The sequence below is a fragment of the Viridibacillus sp. d25.2 genome (assembly GCF_055456015.2).
In genome coordinates this window covers 2,105,433-2,125,300 of sequence record NZ_CM196652.1, presented here as the reverse complement: position 1 = coordinate 2,125,300, position 19,868 = coordinate 2,105,433, and the positions used below count along the sequence as shown (strand labels likewise).

Annotated in this window: 15 protein-coding genes and 1 pseudogene; 5 read left to right on the top strand and 11 right to left on the bottom strand. The window is 34.0% G+C overall.

Annotation, left to right across the window (positions count from 1 at the left end; genetic code table 11):
• Positions 1–186: 186 nt before the first annotated feature.
• From ACZLO7_RS10795 to ACZLO7_RS10785, 3 genes are all read right to left on the bottom strand, one after another.
• Positions 187–483: a hypothetical protein gene (locus tag ACZLO7_RS10795; RefSeq protein ID WP_464939811.1), complete on the bottom strand. Its 297-nt coding sequence runs from the start codon at positions 481–483 to the stop codon at positions 187–189.
• Between the two features lie 857 nt (positions 484–1,340).
• Positions 1,341–3,479, bottom strand: coding sequence for a penicillin-binding protein (locus ACZLO7_RS10790; protein WP_464939767.1), 2,139 nt, complete (start codon positions 3,477–3,479; stop codon positions 1,341–1,343).
• 35 nt (positions 3,480–3,514) lie between these two features.
• On the bottom strand, positions 3,515–3,769 hold the full coding sequence (locus ACZLO7_RS10785; protein ID WP_511261409.1) for a hypothetical protein: 255 nt from the start codon (positions 3,767–3,769) through the stop codon (positions 3,515–3,517).
• A 714-nt stretch (positions 3,770–4,483) separates the two neighbouring features.
• On the opposite strand from ACZLO7_RS10785, the gene ACZLO7_RS10780 reads away from it, so the two are divergent.
• The 4 genes from ACZLO7_RS10780 (at position 4,484) to ACZLO7_RS10765 (ending at position 8,777) form a co-directional block, all read left to right on the top strand.
• Positions 4,484–6,043: an alkaline phosphatase family protein gene (locus tag ACZLO7_RS10780; protein WP_464939765.1), complete on the top strand. Its 1,560-nt coding sequence runs from the start codon at positions 4,484–4,486 to the stop codon at positions 6,041–6,043.
• A gap of 286 nt (positions 6,044–6,329) precedes the next feature.
• Positions 6,330–6,764, top strand: a complete 435-nt coding sequence (locus ACZLO7_RS10775; protein ID WP_464939764.1) for a MarR family winged helix-turn-helix transcriptional regulator — start codon at positions 6,330–6,332, stop codon at positions 6,762–6,764.
• A 54-nt stretch (positions 6,765–6,818) separates the two neighbouring features.
• Positions 6,819–8,015 (top strand): serine hydrolase domain-containing protein, encoded by a 1,197-nt coding sequence (locus tag ACZLO7_RS10770; RefSeq protein ID WP_464939763.1) that lies wholly within the window; start codon positions 6,819–6,821, stop codon positions 8,013–8,015.
• Between the two features lie 351 nt (positions 8,016–8,366).
• Positions 8,367–8,777: a YuzC family spore coat inner layer protein gene (locus tag ACZLO7_RS10765; RefSeq protein ID WP_464939762.1), complete on the top strand. Its 411-nt coding sequence runs from the start codon at positions 8,367–8,369 to the stop codon at positions 8,775–8,777.
• 499 nt (positions 8,778–9,276) lie between these two features.
• Here ACZLO7_RS10765 and ACZLO7_RS10760 read toward each other — a convergent pair whose 3' ends face one another.
• The 4 genes and pseudogenes from ACZLO7_RS10760 to ACZLO7_RS10745 form a co-directional block, all read right to left on the bottom strand.
• A complete protein-coding gene (locus ACZLO7_RS10760; protein WP_464939761.1) occupies positions 9,277–10,173 on the bottom strand; it encodes a serine hydrolase domain-containing protein in 897 nt (298 codons plus the stop codon).
• A complete protein-coding gene (locus tag ACZLO7_RS10755; protein ID WP_464939760.1) occupies positions 10,154–10,702 on the bottom strand; it encodes a serine hydrolase domain-containing protein in 549 nt (182 codons plus the stop codon). The genes ACZLO7_RS10760 and ACZLO7_RS10755 overlap by 20 nt, the downstream gene beginning before the upstream one ends.
• Before the next feature lie 475 nt (positions 10,703–11,177).
• Positions 11,178–11,726, bottom strand: coding sequence for a hypothetical protein (locus ACZLO7_RS10750; protein WP_464939759.1), 549 nt, complete (start codon positions 11,724–11,726; stop codon positions 11,178–11,180).
• Between the two features lie 164 nt (positions 11,727–11,890).
• Positions 11,891–11,986 (bottom strand): annotated as a pseudogene (locus tag ACZLO7_RS10745) (DUF4386 domain-containing protein); the annotation flags it as partial.
• 235 nt (positions 11,987–12,221) lie between these two features.
• Between ACZLO7_RS10745 and ACZLO7_RS10740 the strand changes: the two are divergent.
• Positions 12,222–12,965, top strand: coding sequence for a histidine phosphatase family protein (locus ACZLO7_RS10740; RefSeq protein ID WP_464939758.1), 744 nt, complete (start codon positions 12,222–12,224; stop codon positions 12,963–12,965).
• Positions 12,966–13,566: 601 nt separating this feature from the next.
• Here the strand turns inward: ACZLO7_RS10740 and ACZLO7_RS10735 are convergent.
• The 4 genes from ACZLO7_RS10735 to ACZLO7_RS10720 form a co-directional block, all read right to left on the bottom strand.
• Entirely contained in the window at positions 13,567–14,481 is a 915-nt protein-coding gene (locus ACZLO7_RS10735) for an alpha/beta hydrolase (RefSeq protein ID WP_464939757.1), read from the bottom strand.
• A gap of 305 nt (positions 14,482–14,786) precedes the next feature.
• The gene (locus tag ACZLO7_RS10730; RefSeq protein WP_464939756.1) at positions 14,787–16,601 is read right to left on the bottom strand and encodes a M3 family oligoendopeptidase; all 1,815 of its coding nucleotides are present in this window, start codon (positions 16,599–16,601) and stop codon (positions 14,787–14,789) included.
• 423 nt (positions 16,602–17,024) lie between these two features.
• Positions 17,025–18,377 (bottom strand): PepSY-associated TM helix domain-containing protein, encoded by a 1,353-nt coding sequence (locus ACZLO7_RS10725; RefSeq protein WP_464939754.1) that lies wholly within the window; start codon positions 18,375–18,377, stop codon positions 17,025–17,027.
• A 231-nt stretch (positions 18,378–18,608) separates the two neighbouring features.
• Entirely contained in the window at positions 18,609–19,226 is a 618-nt protein-coding gene (locus tag ACZLO7_RS10720) for an HD domain-containing protein (RefSeq protein WP_464939753.1), read from the bottom strand.
• Positions 19,227–19,868: the final 642 nt, after the last annotated feature.

The following is a 19,868-nucleotide window of genomic DNA, read 5'->3' as shown; positions in this document are numbered from 1 at the left end:
AGACCACTAATTATTTCCATTATAAATATAGAATTATTTGCATTTATAGTATTGGTGTTACAGAAATTATTTACTTCGTGCATACCACAACTTATTCTCATTCAACTAATCTGCGCTTTAGTTGAATAAGAATAAAGAGCCGTCTGAACAGCTCAAAGATTTTCTCCCTAAGCATCAGTTTGTTGATTAAGATTTAAACATCCCTTGCTCTTCCCATTGGTCGAAATACTCTTGATAACCCATTTCTTCAGCAATCATAGTGTATTGTGTATCCCCCATCTGAAAAGTATGAGATCCCGACAAGGCTTTATAGGTTGAATCCCCTTTTACATCCTCGAAAAGCATCTCGAATGTATTCACATTCACTGATTGTGTTGTTCCGCTATCGTTGGTTTCAAGAAGAATGAAATCAACCTCTCCCTGATCTGTTTGCATCTTAAGCATCAAACCTGCTTCATTTAGTGACATAAATAATTGATCCATATTCAACTACTACTCTTCCTAAAAAATTTATAACCTTATTGAACTAAACTCCCCCGTTAGTTGAGTATGATAACTGCTGCATTATTAATAAGAATTCGAACTTAATGTAATAGTTTCAGATTCAATACCTTCAATTGTAAGGTTTATTTTAGAAGAAGAAGGTTAATTTATTATTGTAGATGCAAAGCCTCAATTTGGATTCATAGAAGAACATAGTCATAACCATGCTGGAGGAGCACATGGTTCTTTACACAAAATCGATTCCCTTGTTCCTCTCATTATACGGGTAGTCATGAAAAACTTGAATACAATAGACTCATAGACATTAAAATGGATTATTAATTTAACAAAGTAACTCCCTTACCTAAAGTATAGGACCCAACAGCACTTTAAGTTATCAACTTTAAAATTTTGACAGACTGAATTTTTCTTCGCGATTATCCAAAACAGCAGCTAGAGAAGGAAAAGCTTTGATACTAAACATATAAAAGCTCGTATTATTCCCATATTTTGTTATACTAGTATAGTTTACAATTGAATTCTAAGGCATTGACTCATCATAATAAAAGGCATCCATCTAACTCAGCTAGATGGATGCCTTTTATATTAGCTTAGCTTAAACTAATGTTTATATTTAAAAATCACTCTAAAAAAATTGAATCTATTGATAGTTCTTGCTCTATCACAGATTTGAAAGACTGGTTTGCTTAGAGAGGTTTTACAAATAATTTAGTATTTTAACATTAGAATGTCTTACTGCCGCTTAAAAAATCCTGAGTAGCATTTTTCTTGATCTTTAAATACAAATAATAATAAAACTCTCCGTATTATTCAAATTCTCCGCGAATTCACATGAACTATTTGTAACGTTCCTCTGGTTTTTTCATTTTCAGAATAATTTTCCTGTTTGCATTTAGTATAGTACCCGCTTTAATACTTTGTTTCTGTACATAGCCTTCACCTTGAATTTCTATATTAGCACCAGCCATTGTTTGATACGTTAAAACGTTCCGGAGTGACCAGTCTGTGAAATCAGGTACTATTGAATCTCCATCTGTCTTCAAGAATACAAAACCACTAGATAAGACTTCTGTTTTTTCTGCTGGATATTGGTCAATAATTTTATCTCCATTACCTATAATAACCGTTTCAATTCCATTTTCTTCATATTCTTTTTCAACATCCTCAACAAGTTGACCTTTTAAGTTCTCCATTGATTTGGGTTTTGTTTTCTTAATTTTTTGAGGCTTAATATTTAAGTACTTTAAACTACTTCCCATAACTGTATTAAACACTTTTGACGTTGGCTCTGAGCCCACATCTGTTATTCCAAGCTTAGGTTTTTCCACAGCGATGTACATAACTAGCTGAGGATCATCTGCCGGAGCCATACCTAAAAATGAATACAGATACTGGTTTTTTCCTTCATCATATTTACCCGTTGATGGGTTTGGCATTTGTGCAGTACCTGTTTTACCTGATACTTTATATTCCTGACTTGCAAAGTCTTTAGCAGTTCCATTTTCAGAAGTAATAGTAGTAGCTAAAATTTTTCTAACTTCTTTTGACGTTTTCTTAGTTATTGGTTCACCTTTAATAGTCGGCTTGTTTTCTTTGACAATTTCCTTCGTATTTGGATTCACAATTTTCTCAATTACATAAGGTTGCATCATTTTACCATCGTTTGCAATAGCTGAAACAGCTTGTATTAATTGAATAGGCGTAACTGTAGAACCTTGTCCATAAGTTGTTGTTACACGGTTAATAGGATACTTATCTAAAATTTGACCTGTAGCTTCATTTGGTAAATCTATTCCTGTTTTTTCACCAAAACCAAATTTGTTTACATAAGAAAGGTATTTATCATCACCCATTAATTTTAAAAGATGAGCCATTCCTACGTTTGAGGAGCGCTGAATTCCTTCTAAATAGGTGATCGTTCCCCAACCTTGTCTGTCATTACTATCTCCAATTGGTACATTTCCTACCATGTATTGACCAGACTGAAACTTAGCGTTCGGAAACCATTTACCTTCTTCGATTGCGGCTGCTAACGTAAAAGTTTTCATCGTAGAACCTGGCTCAATGGTCAACTCTGTCAGTTGGTTTAACCAGCTATTTTCAAGTCCAGTACCATCTTGTGGATTATATGTAGGCCTTTGCGAAACAGCTAGAATTTCTCCTGTTTTAGGATCTGCAACGACCGCTACCATCGAATTAGGATTGTATTTTTTATAAACTTTAGACATAGAATCTTCTAAAAAGTTTTGTATGGTTTTATCAATTGTTAGATAGACATCAGCACCATCTTTTGCGGGTTTGACCATCTTATCACTGTTAGGTAGCAAATAACCCCAGACATCACTTTTATATTGAACGCTTCCATCAGTACCAGATAACTCTTTGTTATAGATGGATTCCAAGCCCATTTTTCCTATATTTTTTGATTGTCCATCTTGTTGAGTATCCTTTAGTGCTAAGCCGACTAAGTTTGATGCAAAAATACCATTTGGATAAAACCTCTTTGTTTCTTCCATGAAAATGATACCTGGTAGCTTTTCACTTCCAATTTTTTCCATTACACCATGACTAATATTACGACCAGCAGTACCGAATTCTACTTGGCGGATTTCATTTCCTTGTGCATTCTTAGATTTAGTGTTTAATTTGTCAAATATATCTTTTTCACTAATAGGAATATATTTTGCTAAAATCTTTGCCGTTTTCTCTTTATCTGCGACATGCATAATAGTTTTAGTTCCTTCAGAAGCCTTTGGACTAATTACCGCAACTAACCGATAGTTAATCGTATCTTCTGCAATAACTTGTCCTTGCCGATCGAGAATGTTGCCTCTATTAGCTGTAATTACTTTTGACCTTTCATATTTTGCTGCCGCTTTCGCCGCCAAAGCTTGCCCCTCTACTTGTCCTGAAGCTTGAATAAAAAATATACGGAGAAACATAGCAAAGAAGAGTCCTCCATAAACGATTAACATTATAAAAGCTCCCCATTGAAATCGAAACTTTCTCTTCATAGCCCAGCCACTACTTTCACGTTTTTTGTTTCATCAATTTTATTTTCAATATTTTGGATTTCAACAGATTGCGTATTTAAGTTCGTAACTGACAGTAAGGCTACTAAGGGCACTTTGACAAGGAGAACCCGTTCTTCCTTAGACATTATTCTTTTGGAAGGTCTAGGTGTTGGCTGCCAGATGGTTCTCTCCGGTACTGTTGACAGTAACTGCTGGATGTACGCTTGTTGTTGCCGATTAAGCAATGACATTTAATCACTTCCCCTTTTCTTTGATTTTTTCAGCTATTTTTAGTTTTGCTGAGCGAGCTCGATTATTTTAACTCACCCTTATGTACCACAGATTTATTTTTTAATCTCGATTAGCCTAAAAGCGTCTGAGAAGCACGTATTTTTTACTTCTCTCCTAATTTACTTGTAAAAAAAAGAACAAAACACTTACATCCATTTCCAATTTAACATAAATAAAAAAAAAAACCTATCGTGAGTTTTATAAAAAGTCACGAGTTAATGTAATGCACTTAATACTAATTACATGAGAAGAAATACTAATTTTGCATAACAAAGACAATTGCATAAAAAATAATCTTTGCTCATCTTATAAGAAATATTAACATTTCAGGAGTATAAACGGCTATGAAGAGTCCGATTGATACATAGTTTTCCCCACTTGCAAAGTCGACTAAACCTACCACAATGTACAGACACCCCAAAAAAATATTTTTTAACTATTTCAATTAGTTTTTGCAACTCTATACTGTATATAAAAATTATAGGCGACTAATATTGATATCACCGTTCTATATTTGGTGTGTAAACTCTTTATTCTCTGTTTCTATCTTAAATAAATCATCCACTCCCCTATTTATTATCTTTTGTTTTTTCTCCATAACAGATGTACGCTGACGTATCTTTATGCTCAATATAAAACATACTATTGTTCATTATTAAAAAAAGGGTGAAAACATGGAATATAAAATATTCGTATTTTTTATAGTGTTCATTTTCCTGATAGCTAGTATTGCTCTGGCCTTTTCAATGTCGCCTACTAAAGATATTAACAACACTGGTATCAATAAAACGCAAAAACCAGTCATACTCATCACTGTTGACTCACTTATGAGCCAGTCCATCCAAAAAGTCATTCAAGAAGGAAAAGCCCCTGCTTTTTCATTTTTAATAAAAAACGGGCAATTCTACCCAGAAGTAATTAGCTCTTATCCTACAATGTCCGTAGCGATTGACAGTACTTTGTTGACGGGTACTTATGCTGATCAACATAAGATCCCAGGCCTTATTTGGTTTAAGAAAGATGAAAATCGCATTATTAGCTATGGGAGCGGCATGAGCGAAATATGGCACCTTGGAGTGAAAAATGTTGCTCTCGATGGGACTGTTAATCTAAACAAAGAGCATTTGAGCAAAAATGTTCAGACCATTCACGAAGAACTCTCAGAGGTTGATATTCCATCTGCCTCTATCAATGGACTTTTATATCGTGGTAGTTTTCAGCAACAATTAAATGTACCAAAACTAATTTCAGGAATGGGACTTCTACCCCCAAAAATAGATATCAACGGACCTTTATTACTTTCATTGGGAACATTATCTCAATATAACCCGCAAAATAATCGTTATAATTTTATCTGGAGAAAATTAGGTTTGAATAATCAGTTTACCGTTAACGAGTTGAAATTTTTAATTGAACAAAATAAACTACCCGCATTTACGCTCGCCTATCTACCAGATGCAGACAAGCATCTACACAAAAATGGTCCAGAGGATATAGAACCAATTGAAAAAGCAGATCAATATCTTCAAGAGCTACTAAATTCTTATTCGACTTGGGAGGAAGCTATTGAAGAGGTGATTTGGATTGTACATGGAGATAGTGCCCAATCTAAGATTATTAAAGATCAGAACATTTCGCTGATCGATTTAAATGATTTGTTGAAAGAGTATACTTTTTGGGAACGTAACAAAAGTGGCGAAATTGCAATTGCGATAAACGAGAGAATGGCGTACATTAACTTAATTAAAGAAAACATTGAGGTTTCAAAAATAATAGAGACCTTAAAAAAAGATAAGCGAATAGGTTTTATTGCATGGAAAGAGGGAGAAACAAATTATGTTACTTCTCCACAATCGAATAAGAAGTTTATATTTTCATCAAATGGTTCATATAAGGATATGTATAACCAATCATGGAAGATAGATGGTGATTATTCAATTTTAAATTTAAAATTTGATAATCAAGGGCTTATTGAATATGGAGAATATCCAGATGCTCTCGCAAGGCTTAATGGAGCCCTGCATTCACATGAAGGTCAATTTATTATTGTAGATGCAAAGCCTCAATTTGAATTTATTGAAAAACATAGTCATGACCATGCTGGAGGAGGAGCACATGGTTCTTTACACAAAAGCGATTCCCTTGTTCCTCTCATAATTGCTGGTACTCATGAAAAACCCGATTACAATAGACTCGTGGACATTAAAAATTGGATTATTAAATTAACAAAGTGACTCCCTTCTTATAGATATACCACCACCGACATAATTTGTCCCACTGAGGGAGAAGATATTTACCACTGAAGGACAGCCTAAAATTTACCTTCTGTATAATTAGTGAACATACCCAATGGTATGACACTTTTTATATAGGTGTTTAATTAAAATATAGATGAGCCGGAAATTTGACTGAATTACTTTAAAATCAACAAGCTCAAAGCAAATAGGTGAAATACAAGATTGACGTTTGACAAATCACTTGATAATATATTAGACATCTAACATATTGGTGGGTGATTTTTTGTCTTTATATGAACAAGTTAAGCGAATTAATGAAGCTGAATACACAATAAACCGTTTGATATATAAACATTATGAGCAATTTTTAAATAACGGCATTACAACACAACAAGCGGTTGTATTAGATATTGTGTACTTAGCAAAACGTATTACGGTCGGTGAAATTGCGATTGAAATGAATATTAGCTCTAGCGCAGTTAGCCAATTAATTGCGAAATTAGAAAAGATCCAATTTATCAAACGAGAAATTAATCTACAAAATCGACGTGAGGTATTTATATCGCTAGATGAAAATGGATTGGAGTATTTTTCGAAGCAAGTTTATGTAGAGCAGCAAATCGCAGATAGAATTTATAGCAAACTTTCATCAAATGAAGTAGACGAATTAGAACGAATTGTTGAAAAATTAAAGGAGTTTGCGATGAAGGAATTATAAAAATTTCTTCATACCCAATATGTTAGATATCTAAATTATTTAGGGGGTTAACAAGTGGAAGATTTACTTAAAAATATCGCGTTTAACGGTGCGGTGTATCATGAAAAAAATGGCCAAATCAAGCAGTATTATCATGGTCATCAAGAACTCGAGAAGAAGCACCTTATTAACAAAAATACGCAATTTAATCTGGCATCATTAAGTAAAATGTTTACAGCGGTAATGACGTTCCAGCTAATCGAAAAAGGACATTTACAGTTAGAAGATAAAATTACAAATTGGTTTAACGTACCACATTTTACAGAAGTAACAGTTGCACAATTACTTACACACACATCTGGTATTCCAGATTATATTGCAGAAGATTTAACAATAAGAATTGAAGCATTTATCGAAGTGGTGCAACCACAATATGCGCCAAATGAGCATTGGTCTTATAGCAATACGAATTATGTTTTGCTTGCAAAAATTATTGAGAAAGTGAGCGGCTTTTCGTATGAAACATATTTACAACAATTTATTGCAGAACCATTAAAACTTACCCATACAACAACACAACCTACAAAACAATGGCAAGCTCAAGGTCAAACGTATGATTATGAGGAGCACCAATATAGAGAGACTATTGATGACCAATATTTACACAACAGTGAAAAATATAATGATGGCTATGGTGATGGTGGTATTTATGCAACAGTGACAGAGGTGGCAAAGTTTTTAGAAGCACTTTGGCAAGGTCAGTACGTTAGCAAAGAGACTGTAAAATTTATGTTAACACCAACAGAATCCGCTGAGCATTATAGTCATGGTTTTATCATTCAAGATGAGTGGGTAGGTCATACAGGCGGATGGATTGGTTGCTCAGCACAAGCCTTTATTAATAAATCAACAAAAGAAGTGATTGTTTTAGCGACGAACCAAGAAGTATTTCCGCAATATGAACAAGAAATTATGAATTGCTTAATGGGAATTCAGTATGCTGTAGAAACACCAAAACATGTAGTAATTTTACCGGTCACTAATAAAGATGATATTACGGGTCGATATGAATTAGCAGATGGACTTGGCACAAGTTTTACGATTGAAAAGGGTTCACAATTTATGATTTCATTTGAACATCAGTTGTCTGTGCCACTTTTTAAAATAGATGAGTCGTATTATTGGGTACGCAATACGATGAGTTATGTAGATGTTGCGAATCATTTATTTATCGATGAAGGTGTTGAAGTACCTTATCAAAAAGTAGATTGATATACTGGAAACTCCCGTCAAAAAGTGCCTGAGGTCATTCAATTAGCTGAAAAGAAAGGATTGATGTGTTCGTTCGATGAGGAAACGGATGATAAATGGATTGGAAAATTTCTGTTTCCAGAGAAATCATTGGAGTCGGGAGGCAACCACTCGATTTTGAGTACATTCATAAAGAGTTAGCCAAACCCAACGGTTACTCTTTCTCTTCTCCACCATGAATACCAAGCAGAAAGCAATTGCGCTTTCATAATATCTAATTTTTTTCTGATACAGACTAAATATCATCTCTTACACCTATCGCCATTGTAACTCATAAGATAAGATACTAACTATTGGATAGGAGGAACCCAGTTGTATTATAGTCCTTATCCGTATTTTCTCTATTCAAATCAATATCCACAGTGGATTATGGCAAATCATTCTTCACCTACTCAAATTCCTAGACATCTAGCAATGCCGACGGACTCAACAAAAACCAGCCCATTTCCCACTGTAAATACACAGAAATTTAAGACTTCTGCGAAAGAATTTCAGACCATTATGCAGCAAGCGCATTTGCTTGTAGATAAAATTGCTGTGTCAGATCAGTTTGCACATGATTTGATAAATGCCGCTCAACTTTCGAATAAAACTGAAGTCGATAAATTAATCTCATCTACAGGAATCACAGTTACTTTCGATACTAAATATACACCGGATGGTATTAGAATTAATTTGAAAGAAATTGGTTGTTGTGGACTAACAATCATTTTAAATTGGTAATTTCAAAATTCACACTACACAACTTATTTGGGATTACCTATTTGAAGAGAAAGAAGCGAAAAATAATACAATAATCAAATGACAAACAAAAAGCAATACCTAGAAGTTTTACAAATTTCATAACTGCTCTCCAGGCATCAATGGGATAAAACTAAGATTAAAAGCCAACTACCAAAAAAAGAACAACAAAAGCTAAAACCTTTTAACGAAAAAAGCGCTCCACTCTTAATTTGAGTAGAACGCTTTTTTGGGGGCTTTTTTCTTATTTGTTTACTTTTTAATCAACTAAGAAGAGAATAATTACAATCCTGAATATTTAAAAGTGAAAAAGAGCTATTCAGCAAAAATAACTGAATGCTGCTTTATTATAAGTAATTTAATAGGCATCTTTGATTAGTGGTTAATTAAATCAACAACATCATAATTGAAATATTCAATATTTTATTTTCCTTTTGAGCTTTCATCTGTTTTCAGCTTATTACGTACTAGATTACCAATATTAATTACTCCAATAATGATTAGGAATTGAGATGATGAATAAAGCATGCCCAATACCTGGAACAAATAATGTTGTCGTTGAAATTGGAACAACTCTAGTTACGTAATACAATATTAAAAATGGTAGTAAGAAATTAAAAACAATAAAAGACACAACATTAATTATCAACCTGACAGGCTTTACTTTACGTTTTTGTTGTTTAAATATTTTATAAATTGAAAAAGATATAAATGCTATTGCCACAACAATTATTAAATCATATATGATATAAATCATAAAAGGATTCTGTTCGCTGGATTTCAGAGGTTCATTATGTTTAACAAACTTGTATAGATTTGTCACCATCTGATCGTATCGATGACTATTAAAATAATCGAATGAATTGATTAGTAAGGTAATTCCATATTCATTGTCTAAAAGGACCCTTGTATATGTATTTTCCGTCCAACCATTATGCGAAATTACATCATTCTCTACTTCCCATCCCATTGCATAATAAGTATGATTCTTAATGAAAGATGATGGTTGATGCATTTCATCTATACTTTGTTTTGATAAAATATTTTCACCTTTAAATTGTCCTTTATTTAATATTGCAATCATATAATTTGCCATATCTTCAGCACTTGAAATGAGATATCCATGAGGAACATTTGCTTCATGATTTAATTGTTCTGTTGGTGTTTTAAATCCAAACATCGTTTGATAGCCAGTAGCAATCGTATTGTTTTTATCTTCTTTTGAATCTGTATAACTATTTACCATATGAAGTGGTTTAAAAATATTTCTTTTTATATATTCTGCATAGGGAGTATTTGTGCCTTCTTCAATAACTAAACCTAAAATAGCGTAATTCAGATTGGAATATTGGTATGATTCACCGACTTTTTTTTTCAAGGCGCAGTCCTCTTATACTCTCTACAAGTTCTTTTAACGATTGATCACCTTCAGAAATGATACGTTGCCCATCATATTCAGAGATTCCACTGGTATGATTTAATAAATGCCGGATGGTAATTTCTTTTGATGCTTCCTCATCGGCTATTCTAAACCAAGGTATATATTGTTGAACCGGATTATCCAATTGAATTATTCCTTGGTCTACTAATTGCATGATGGCTAGTGCAGTAAATGATTTACTAACAGATCCAAGGACAACTGGCGTCTGTGGGGTCATTTCCTTTCCATTTGGACCTGATATTCCATAACCTTTGATATATTGTACTTTATCGCCTTTCACTATCGCTATTGAAGCACCAGGTATGTTTTGTCGCTCTAGTTCATTATTTATGTATTCATCAATTTTAGAAATGTCTATTTCCTTATGGTTTTCAGCTCCCATAGCCTTCTCATTTAATGATGTTATAAAAAACAGAAGAATGATTAGTATGCATTTTACGACTTTTGATAATTTTAAATTTTTCATGTTTTAAGATCCCCCAAAATTCTATAAAACTAACTTTATTCTAACAATAATGTACACTTGCATAGCCAAACTCACTTTAAACTATAGCTTTAATTTTTAAATCTCCTCCCAAAACATAATTACTAATTTTACCATTGTATAATTTTTTATACAATTTTAATAATATTTTGAAATTCCAAAGATTTTCTAATGTTACTTTTTAAATTAACCTTCCCCGTTAGTGCAATAAGTTCAAAAAAAAAGTGCGTTAATCCTTATTGGATCAACGCACCCTATAGTTCAATAAGATTTAATTAAGGCTCTAATTAGACATCATTGAACAGCATTATCGACATCTAAAATGTTCAATGCCCCCAATTTCATTGTTTGTGGATCCAAATCTTTCCCCTTCTATAGAGATATTCGCTGTTTAATAGGGGCTTTACATTCCGATTGAATATCCATTTCTACCAATTAGTTCACTTTATATATGAACTCAATTAGTTTGCTCACATTTCACAATAGAGATTCTATATAGATCTTCTGATGAATATTGTGAAAATATCTTGTTTAGAGTTGCACCAAATTCTGTTTTAGACATACTTGTATTTGCTTGTTTCATACAAATTCTTACCACCTCTTTTGATATTTCAGTTGAAAGACCTATACGCCGATAGCTTTTGAGTATGTTATTAGACGAATCTATACCAAGCACATCTAATGCCATACCCATCCCATCGACTAACTCTTCTGGTTTCGTCATACTCTCTATTTTTCCTTTCGGATCGCTATACAATCCAAAATGGAAAGGTGCTTCTGACATATTTATCTTAGTCCCGAATTGACTGCAAAAGAATAAAATACCATTCATAGTACAGATTCCAAATTTATAATGCCCCTCTTTTAAGTCATTTGCTTCAGCTTCACTCATACCATTGTATATAACAGATAGTTGGAATCCCCCCTCTGTATAATCTAAAATGACACCTTCCGTCCCCTTTACATTAATAGCGTAAGGTTTTCCAACTTCTAATGTACTAAACATATAATATCTCCAATTCTAACCGCATTTATTGTTATTTATTTATTTCTCCAATAGACTTTCTATTTCAATTAAGAAAGTCAATAATAATCGCAGTTTGTACTTTATCACGAACCATTAGACAATTCTATTAAAAATTAACATTCTCTATGGCTTTTAAGTAGAATTGATGACTGAATGTTATTAAATGTGGCGCTGGCATCTCCTTGCACCACAAGGCTTCCGTGGACAAAGCCATAGGAAAAAAATGCAACAAGAGCCATGATGATAAGTGAGGTAACAGCAACCAGAGCATATTTTCGTTGATACGATTTTTTTTACTGAGATAGTCATAATATCCCATTCTATATTACAATACTGGTTTCATTATAATAGTTCAGTAAAGCGTACCGAAGTTTGGGCATTTATCAATTAAATAGGCGAACATAATGTACATTTTAGGGCGAGTGACATAGATTGTGATTGTCAAGGAAATTCAATTTGAAGGAGAAAACAACATTGACTAACCGACAAAATCAAAGCCTTAACCATTTATTGTCGTACCATTTGGCAAAAGTAGATCATTACAAGAGTTTAAAAATGGCCTCTGCAAACAACCCGGCTTTATTTCATCAATACGCAGAACAGCAATACCTTAATCAAGCACTTGCACACAAATACGAAGCATCCATAGCAGAAGCGATGACACCAAAAGGTGATAAACTCGAAACAAATCCAATACTTACTTTACTTCGTAATGGCGGATATAATCTATATGCGAGGCACGGGGAAGCAACAATAGGAGAAGATCAAGCAAACATAAACTTCCAGGATTGTTCGACTCAAAGAAATCTCTCTGAGGAAGGGAAAAGACAAGCAATGGCCTACGGAGAGGCACTTCGCTCTCTTTACATACCTATTCACTATCCTGTCCTCGCCAGCCCATTTTGTAGAACGAGAGAAACCGCAGAATTGGCCTTCGGTAAAGAAAACGTGCAAGTCGACCCTTTCTGGCTTGAAACATATTATTTAAGCAGCAAATCAAGCGTAACAGAACAACAAAGAATCCTAAATAACCTCAAATCTGCCCTAGAAATTCCACCCCCAGCAGGTAGCAATAACGTTATCATTGCCCATAGCTTTCCAAGAGGGCTTGGTTTCGGGCCAATACCATACATGGGAACAGTTATTGTAAAACCTCGCGGGGTAGGTTTGGGCTTTGAAATTATTGGTTATGTTCCTTTAAATGAACTATTAGTTTGAGTTATAATACGCAATAATACAGCTTGCGCGTCATTGTTTCCAATTGTGTGTATTTATTTTGATCAATTATGCCCCGGCATAATTGCGTCCGGAATCGGCTTTGTGCTTGCACAAAGAACTCCTCTCCGATTCCGTGACATCCGCCGGAGGCTTTAACTTCTTTCAGCGGGTGTTTGGACACGCGCTGAAAAGCAGCTTAAATCCGCATTCATCTCACCACCTATAGAGGTGGGAGACTTCTACTGAAAGAAGTTAAACAAGTACTTTTGATGGTAAGATCCCCAACGCCCCATATCCAATCTTCTAAACAAGTTACAGAGTACGTGGATGATTTAAGTTCGATTAGCTTGTTCTTCTGTATAGAAATTGGAAGTGAACTCTTTTCGCGTTTCATCTATAGAATACTGCCTGACTGCCCTACACATCCCTTCAAAACAAAATAACATTTAGTCGGAACATCCCCTTGTTTAAGGGGATTGTTCCTTTTTCATATTCATTAATTTGTATACCTTCTATGTTTGCCTGTTGTTCTTCTTTGCTAGGTGGTAGATCTAGTCATATTTTGTGAAGTAATTTCATTTCTTAATTGATTTAATAGCACCTACCTCACAATAGATGCGACATCCTCGATTGCTTTCCTGCCAGCTGGACTAATACCAGCTAATTGGAAGAAACGGTGGTTTACCCCAAGATACCTACGGCATTGTACTTTCACGCCTGCTCCCAGCAAATTGCGATACAAAATCTCGCCTTCATCAACGAGAGGGTCAAATTCTGCTGTTAAAATGTGGGTTTCTGGAAGTCCTGCAAGATCTTCTCGATATAACGGACTGGCTTCTGGATGATTGGAAGATAGGTTAGATAAGTAGGTCTCAAATCCACTTAGTAACATATCTCGGGTAATCACATAATCATCGCCATATTTTTTATAACTGTTGCTTGAACCGCTAGCATCCACCATTGGATATATAAGAATTTGCCGCTGGGGCAGCCATTGTCCTTGGGCTTTAAGTCGAAGGCAAGTAATTAGGGTAAGATGTCCGCCTGCACTATCACCGGCAAGTGTAATGTTGTCCGGGTTCCCACCCCAAGCCGAGGCATACTGGCGAACAATGTGAGTAGCTTTGACCGCATCGTCGTGTGCTGCCGGATAAACGTGCTCCGGCGCCAATCGGTAATCAACGGCAATAACGAGGGATTGGCTCAAATTGGCTAACAGACGTAATTGACGATCATGAGTTTCGAAATCGCCGCTGACAAAGCAACCCCCATGATAATAAATCAGAATAGGAAGATTGATTTGATCTGATGATTTGTATATACGAAGTGATAATCCCTCAATTGTTTGGTCAAAAATATTCCATACAGGTACAGCCTCTCCGGCAAGGTCAATTGTACTCAAATACCCTTGACGACGTTCCTGAAAGCTCTGTTGTCTTGCAGAAGGTCTCCCCGATTCGATAAATTGGGCGACCAAAGTCCTGATGCCAGGCTCCAAGTCATTTAAATGTATCATATCTGATGCCTCCTACTTTTTATGTACTTCTCTATATTCTCAAGAAGCAAAAGATTACTAGCAATCTCAATAAACTTTCTATTGGCTGCGTCGAATTACATTTTGTATGTTTCCTCTTTTACTTCCCTAAGTTGCTGAATGAAAGTCTTCACCATATTCAAAACGTGCGCCGGGAAAGTTCCACTTATCAATGGAGGTTGGTTTATTTTCCTATATTTTAAGACTTCATTATCTTTTAGTATTGATATACTAACTACTAAAACAATCCCATTTCAAGTCATTCTATTTACTCCAGTATTTTATACTTATTGCAACACCTTACCTTTTGAAGAGGATAATCTCATAAACTCTTCGGCATCTTTAACGCATAATTCAATTCCTTTTATCCAAAAAGCTTCTGATGTGATATCTTCTCCTAAATGTTTCATCACTAAATCTTCTGTAGACATACTTCCTGAATCGCGAAGTAAATCTAAATATTCTCTTTCAAATTCTTTACCTTTTTCCTTTGCCATTGCAAATATACTTAATGCAAATAAATATCCAAATGTATATGGGAAATTGTAGAATGGAGATTGTGTAATATAATAATGTGGTGTCCATATCCATGAATGGAGTGAAGCGTTATCAAGAGCACCATCATATCCTACATCTATTGCTTCTTTCATTATTTCATTTAAGCGTGATGATGTAACAATTCCCTCTTTCCGTTCCTCGTAAAATTTCTTCTCAAACAAAAATCTTGAATGAATATTCATGAAATTCATGACACTACGCTTTAATTTCTCATCAAGTAAAAACAATTTTTCATTAGTAGATTCAGCTTTCTCCATTGCAGCATCTAAGATAATCATTTCGGAAAACGTTGAAGCAGTTTCAGCAATGCTCATTGGATATTGTTTATTCATTCCATTAATAGGTTTCATTGCGTGGTTATGAAAGGCATGGCCTAATTCATGAACTAGTGTTAATACATTAGTAATTGTACCGTCAAATGTTAAAAAAACTCTTGATTCCCCCGAAAGCGGAAACCCAGCACAAAATGCAATAGCTGACTTATTTGAACGGTCTTCTGCTTCTATCCACCCCTCATTGAAAGCATTTCTAGTGAAACTTTCTAATTCCGTTCCAAATTGACTAAAGTGCTCCAATATAAAGTCAACAGCATCTTCATATTCTATTTTTTGATCACTTTTTATAACAGGTGCCCAAAAGTTAAATGATTTCATTTTTTCATAACCATTCATTTTTGCTTTTTGATTTAAGTAATTAGTAAAGGGTTGTTTATATTTACTAACCGCAGCCCACATTGCATTAAGCGTTTCCTCTTTCATACGGTTTTTCAATAAAGGTTCTTCTATTACATTTTCCAAGCCACACTTTTTGTAAACTTGTAATCTAAAACCTGCAATATGATTTAATATTTTCGCAAATAGTTCTTCATTTTCTTTCCACTTATCTTCTAAAGCATTATGGGATTCTTTACGAACTTCTTCATCAGGATGTGACCGTAAGTTTATAGCTTGCCCCACTGATAATTCGTTCAGTTCTCCATTTATTTGAACTTTAATCCTAATATTACTAACAAATGAATTATAAAACTGCCCCCAAGCATGATACCCATCTACCATAAGGTCTGACACTAAATTTTGTTCTTCATCAGAAAGACTCGTTTTACCATCTTCACGCCATTCATTTAGTAAGAACTTGTTGTTTGCTAAATAATCTGTATTAAGTAAGTTCTCCCACAAATGTTGATTAGTTTTTACTAAAGTATTTTTCACTCTTTTCAATGCAGATTCAAAACGAGTTTTTATTGCTGTTGTTTTTCCTCTTAACGTTATCGCATGTTGATCCTTTGGATTTTCAGCAAGAAGGCAGGTTATAAAAGAATCCGCTTGTGATATATTGATTCGAATGTCTCCTATGTAATCAATTAAAGCTGCAACTTTAATTGATTCATTTATTTCTTGTGGAATATTAAAATAATTTAATTTTTCTTCAAATTCATAAATTTCGACTTCTAAGTGTCTTATATGTTCATGTAATTGAGATGATTCACTTCCACCTGGGAACAGACTATCTAAATTCCAAACTTGTAGATACTTTTTTTCGCTCATTGTTTCTCCCCCTTAAATTTTAACACCCTACCAATAATCGAACGTACATTCCAATTTTATCATATCTAGTAATGTTAATAAATGTATTTTAGCTATCTTGCTTAGTTTAAGTCACCTAAACCAGTATCGGATAGCACGAACAAAACTCGAATTTCTAAACGTAAAAAGCCGATTTCCTGTACGCTAAGGGACAATCGGCTTTTTGATGTTAATATGTTAATTTATTTGTTTGCAAATGGAGCGGCCTATCACAGCCGTTTGTAGAACTTACACTGAGCTATTCCCCTTCGCAATCCGTTAAAAGTTTAAATCGTATTTAACTAAAGGTTAGAAAAAAAACAAAACGCCACTGAAATTATTGAATCACAGTGGCGTTTTGCATTTGCTTATTTAATTTTCAAAGTATAAATCTATCTACGTATTTCATATCTTCTGTTTTACCAACATGAACGTTTCTGCTAGTATTACTAGAAGTAGTGAGATACCGAAGAGTGGCATAACTATGCCCAATAAAATCATAATCATAATAAATCCAACAGATACACCTTTTGAAGTATTAGGAGGTGCAGAAAATTCACCTTTCTTTTTACGAGAAAGCCAAGTTTTAATACCCCAAAAAATGACGAAAACAAAGGCAAGACATACAATTAAATTGATAATCTTATTTGGCCATCCAAATAAATGTCCTTCATGTAAAGGAATTCCCCAAGTAAACCACTTAGCTAAGATACCATAGTCATCATAGCCCGCTTTAGAAATTAACTTTCCGCTATATTGATCAAAATATGATGTCATTTCATCGTATGGACTAACATCTAATCCAGTTACACCAGTGTTACTACTTTTAGCAACAGTATATACCCCCTCTTCATCAGCAGGGTAAATAATAGAATATGGTTTAGAAATATTAGCATCTTCCACTTTTAGCATCAGTTGATGGACATTTAGCATATTATCATTTTCAGACATATCCATCCCAGACATATTCATACCTTTGTGAAGTGCATGTGGATCATCATTAGAAGAAGCCGGTGCTGCATTTTTTCGAGTAGCCCACGGTATTTCACTCATATCAGAAGTAGGTGGGTTTACTTGTTTTTCTGGATTACCAATAGAGGGGTGCTCTTGTGAGGCTATATAGATGAAATTCCCCATGAAAGCCGACCAAGGTAATCCAGTAAGGATGATAACAAGCATGGGAATAGTAATAATTGTCCCTACAAGTGCATGCCATTTCTTATTTTTTTGACGAGTGGAAGCATTTTGTTTTTTCTTCAATACCTTCCCTTTAAAAGTCATGTATACACCTGTAATTAGTAGGAATATAGCCCAACAAGCAGCTAATTCAACTAGATAATTGACAACTGTTCCTCCGACAAATAAGGAGCTATGAACATTTCGCATGATATTTGCAAATGTATATTTCGCATTTTGGGTTCCTACGATTTGATTATGCTCATCTAAGAAAACATATTTTTCATCGCCGTCTTTATTCCCCATCGTTAAACGTGTATTATACGGGTCGTCAAGAACAATGATTTTAGATACTGAATACCCTTCATTTTGCTCTTTAGCTTTAGCTATTCCCTCATCAATCGTTAACTGTTCAGAATATGTACTATCACCAAAGAAGTAATCATCATATACATTATTTTCGACATTCGTATAGAACAAAAAGCCAATTCCACTAAGTGTTAAAGTAAGTAGCAGTGGTGAAATAAATAACGCAGCATAAAAATGCCATCGCCAAAATCGATTATATAAACCTTTATTCATTTCTTTCCTCCAAAAACATTCAAATTTTTATAGAACAATACTATTCTATAAAAAAAGAGTGAAATTTGAATGAAGTTTTTAAATATTTTTTTATGTATTGAACTTTCATGCTAAATTTTGAAGAGAAAAGAATGTAGGAATGATGTATAAGCAATTCCATAAGTACAACTTATAGCAAACTCATGGAAAGCCATAAACTTTTAATGAATATTTATTTTAATATTGTCATGTCTAAGCCTTCTTTGATTTGAGAGCTTCAGTATCTAAACCGAATTCTTTTAGCTTTTGTTCACCTTCAGCTTCAATCAAATCCTTTAATTCAGTCAATACTGGATCAAAGTCTGTGTGTTTTCCCAACATATATGTCATCTCATGTTCTATCGGCAACCACGTACTTGTATCTGCTTCATTATGTTGAATTTGTGCTTCCAGCTTATCTAAGGCATTCGCAACTTTTGCTTCGTAAGTGTTCTTTTGTTCAAACTCAAACCAATAATTATAAAAGAATTGGCCAGTCTCTCCACCTACAAGATCACGGATTCTCTCTATTGCAGCAATTTCATTTTTCATTTTCAACTCTTTTGCTTCAGAATTATTCATAGTCTCAAAAGCCGGAATATCTGTTGCGTACGCCTCTACTAGGTCATGGATGATAATCATTTTAAGTAATTTCTCACTATTCACTTTTAAAGGAAGAGAAGATTCTATTGCCATTGCCATTAAGGCAACGCGCCAAGTATGCTCTGCTACACTTTCTTGACGGCCATTTGACAACCAGCTATGACGTAATTCCATTTTCAGTTTTTCTCCAAGCTTAATCAGTTCTAAAACTGCTTTCAACTGTTGCATAATCTATTACTCCTCTACATTTTCAGATATCTTAATTAATTTTAAAATTCCTTATTTGAAAACAAACATATTTATTCCTCATCCTACGATATCCAACTATTAACTCTCTTAGTATCAATTCTAATATATCTTGATTTTCAAATAATCACCTATTGATAACTATTAAGAATAAAAAACAAAGACTGTTCCTAATAACAGTGAACCTAACACGATTGCTACATATAAGCCAAATGTATCTAATATTAAATCCAAAAATATAAAAATAATTGATTTTAGAATAGAGTTTTTTCTTTGCTTTGATTCTTTATAAATATAAATAAACATCCAAATAAAATTTGCAATGAAGAACAATATAAGCATTAAACCAATTAATTTAATCATCTTTTCACCTCTATATGATCCGAATAGAAGTACCCTATTTGATAGCCTATATAAGTATCATGTTCATATAAGCTAACTTCTTCTCCAACATTATTTCCTTAAGAAAGGACACGTTTATCCATTTTTTTACAATCAAAATTTGGATCTTTTATAGCAATAATGCCTACTAACTTTCTAATCTCTTTAAATTGAAATATAATAAAAAAGTGCTGAAGCCAGGCAGAATCTCTGCTAACTTTCAGCACTTTCTGTTCTCTTTTA

Bases quoted from the DNA above. Each gene is read 5' to 3' on its own strand.
- ACZLO7_RS10795 (WP_464939811.1), bottom strand. From the start codon at position 483: ATGGATCAATTATTTATGTCACTAAATGAAGCAGGTTTGATGCTTAAG.
- ACZLO7_RS10790 (WP_464939767.1), bottom strand. From the start codon at position 3,479: ATGTTAATCGTTTATGGAGGACTCTTCTTTGCTATGTTTCTCCGTATA.
- ACZLO7_RS10785 (WP_511261409.1), bottom strand. From the start codon at position 3,769: ATGTCATTGCTTAATCGGCAACAACAAGCGTACATCCAGCAGTTACTG.
- ACZLO7_RS10780 (WP_464939765.1), top strand. From the start codon at position 4,484: ATGGAATATAAAATATTCGTATTTTTTATAGTGTTCATTTTCCTGATA.
- ACZLO7_RS10755 (WP_464939760.1), bottom strand. From the start codon at position 10,702: ATGAAAAATTTAAAATTATCAAAAGTCGTAAAATGCATACTAATCATT.
- ACZLO7_RS10750 (WP_464939759.1), bottom strand. From the start codon at position 11,726: ATGTTTAGTACATTAGAAGTTGGAAAACCTTACGCTATTAATGTAAAG.
- ACZLO7_RS10735 (WP_464939757.1), bottom strand. From the start codon at position 14,481: ATGATACATTTAAATGACTTGGAGCCTGGCATCAGGACTTTGGTCGCC.
- ACZLO7_RS10730 (WP_464939756.1), bottom strand. From the start codon at position 16,601: ATGAGCGAAAAAAAGTATCTACAAGTTTGGAATTTAGATAGTCTGTTC.
- ACZLO7_RS10725 (WP_464939754.1), bottom strand. From the start codon at position 18,377: ATGAATAAAGGTTTATATAATCGATTTTGGCGATGGCATTTTTATGCT.
- ACZLO7_RS10720 (WP_464939753.1), bottom strand. From the start codon at position 19,226: ATGCAACAGTTGAAAGCAGTTTTAGAACTGATTAAGCTTGGAGAAAAA.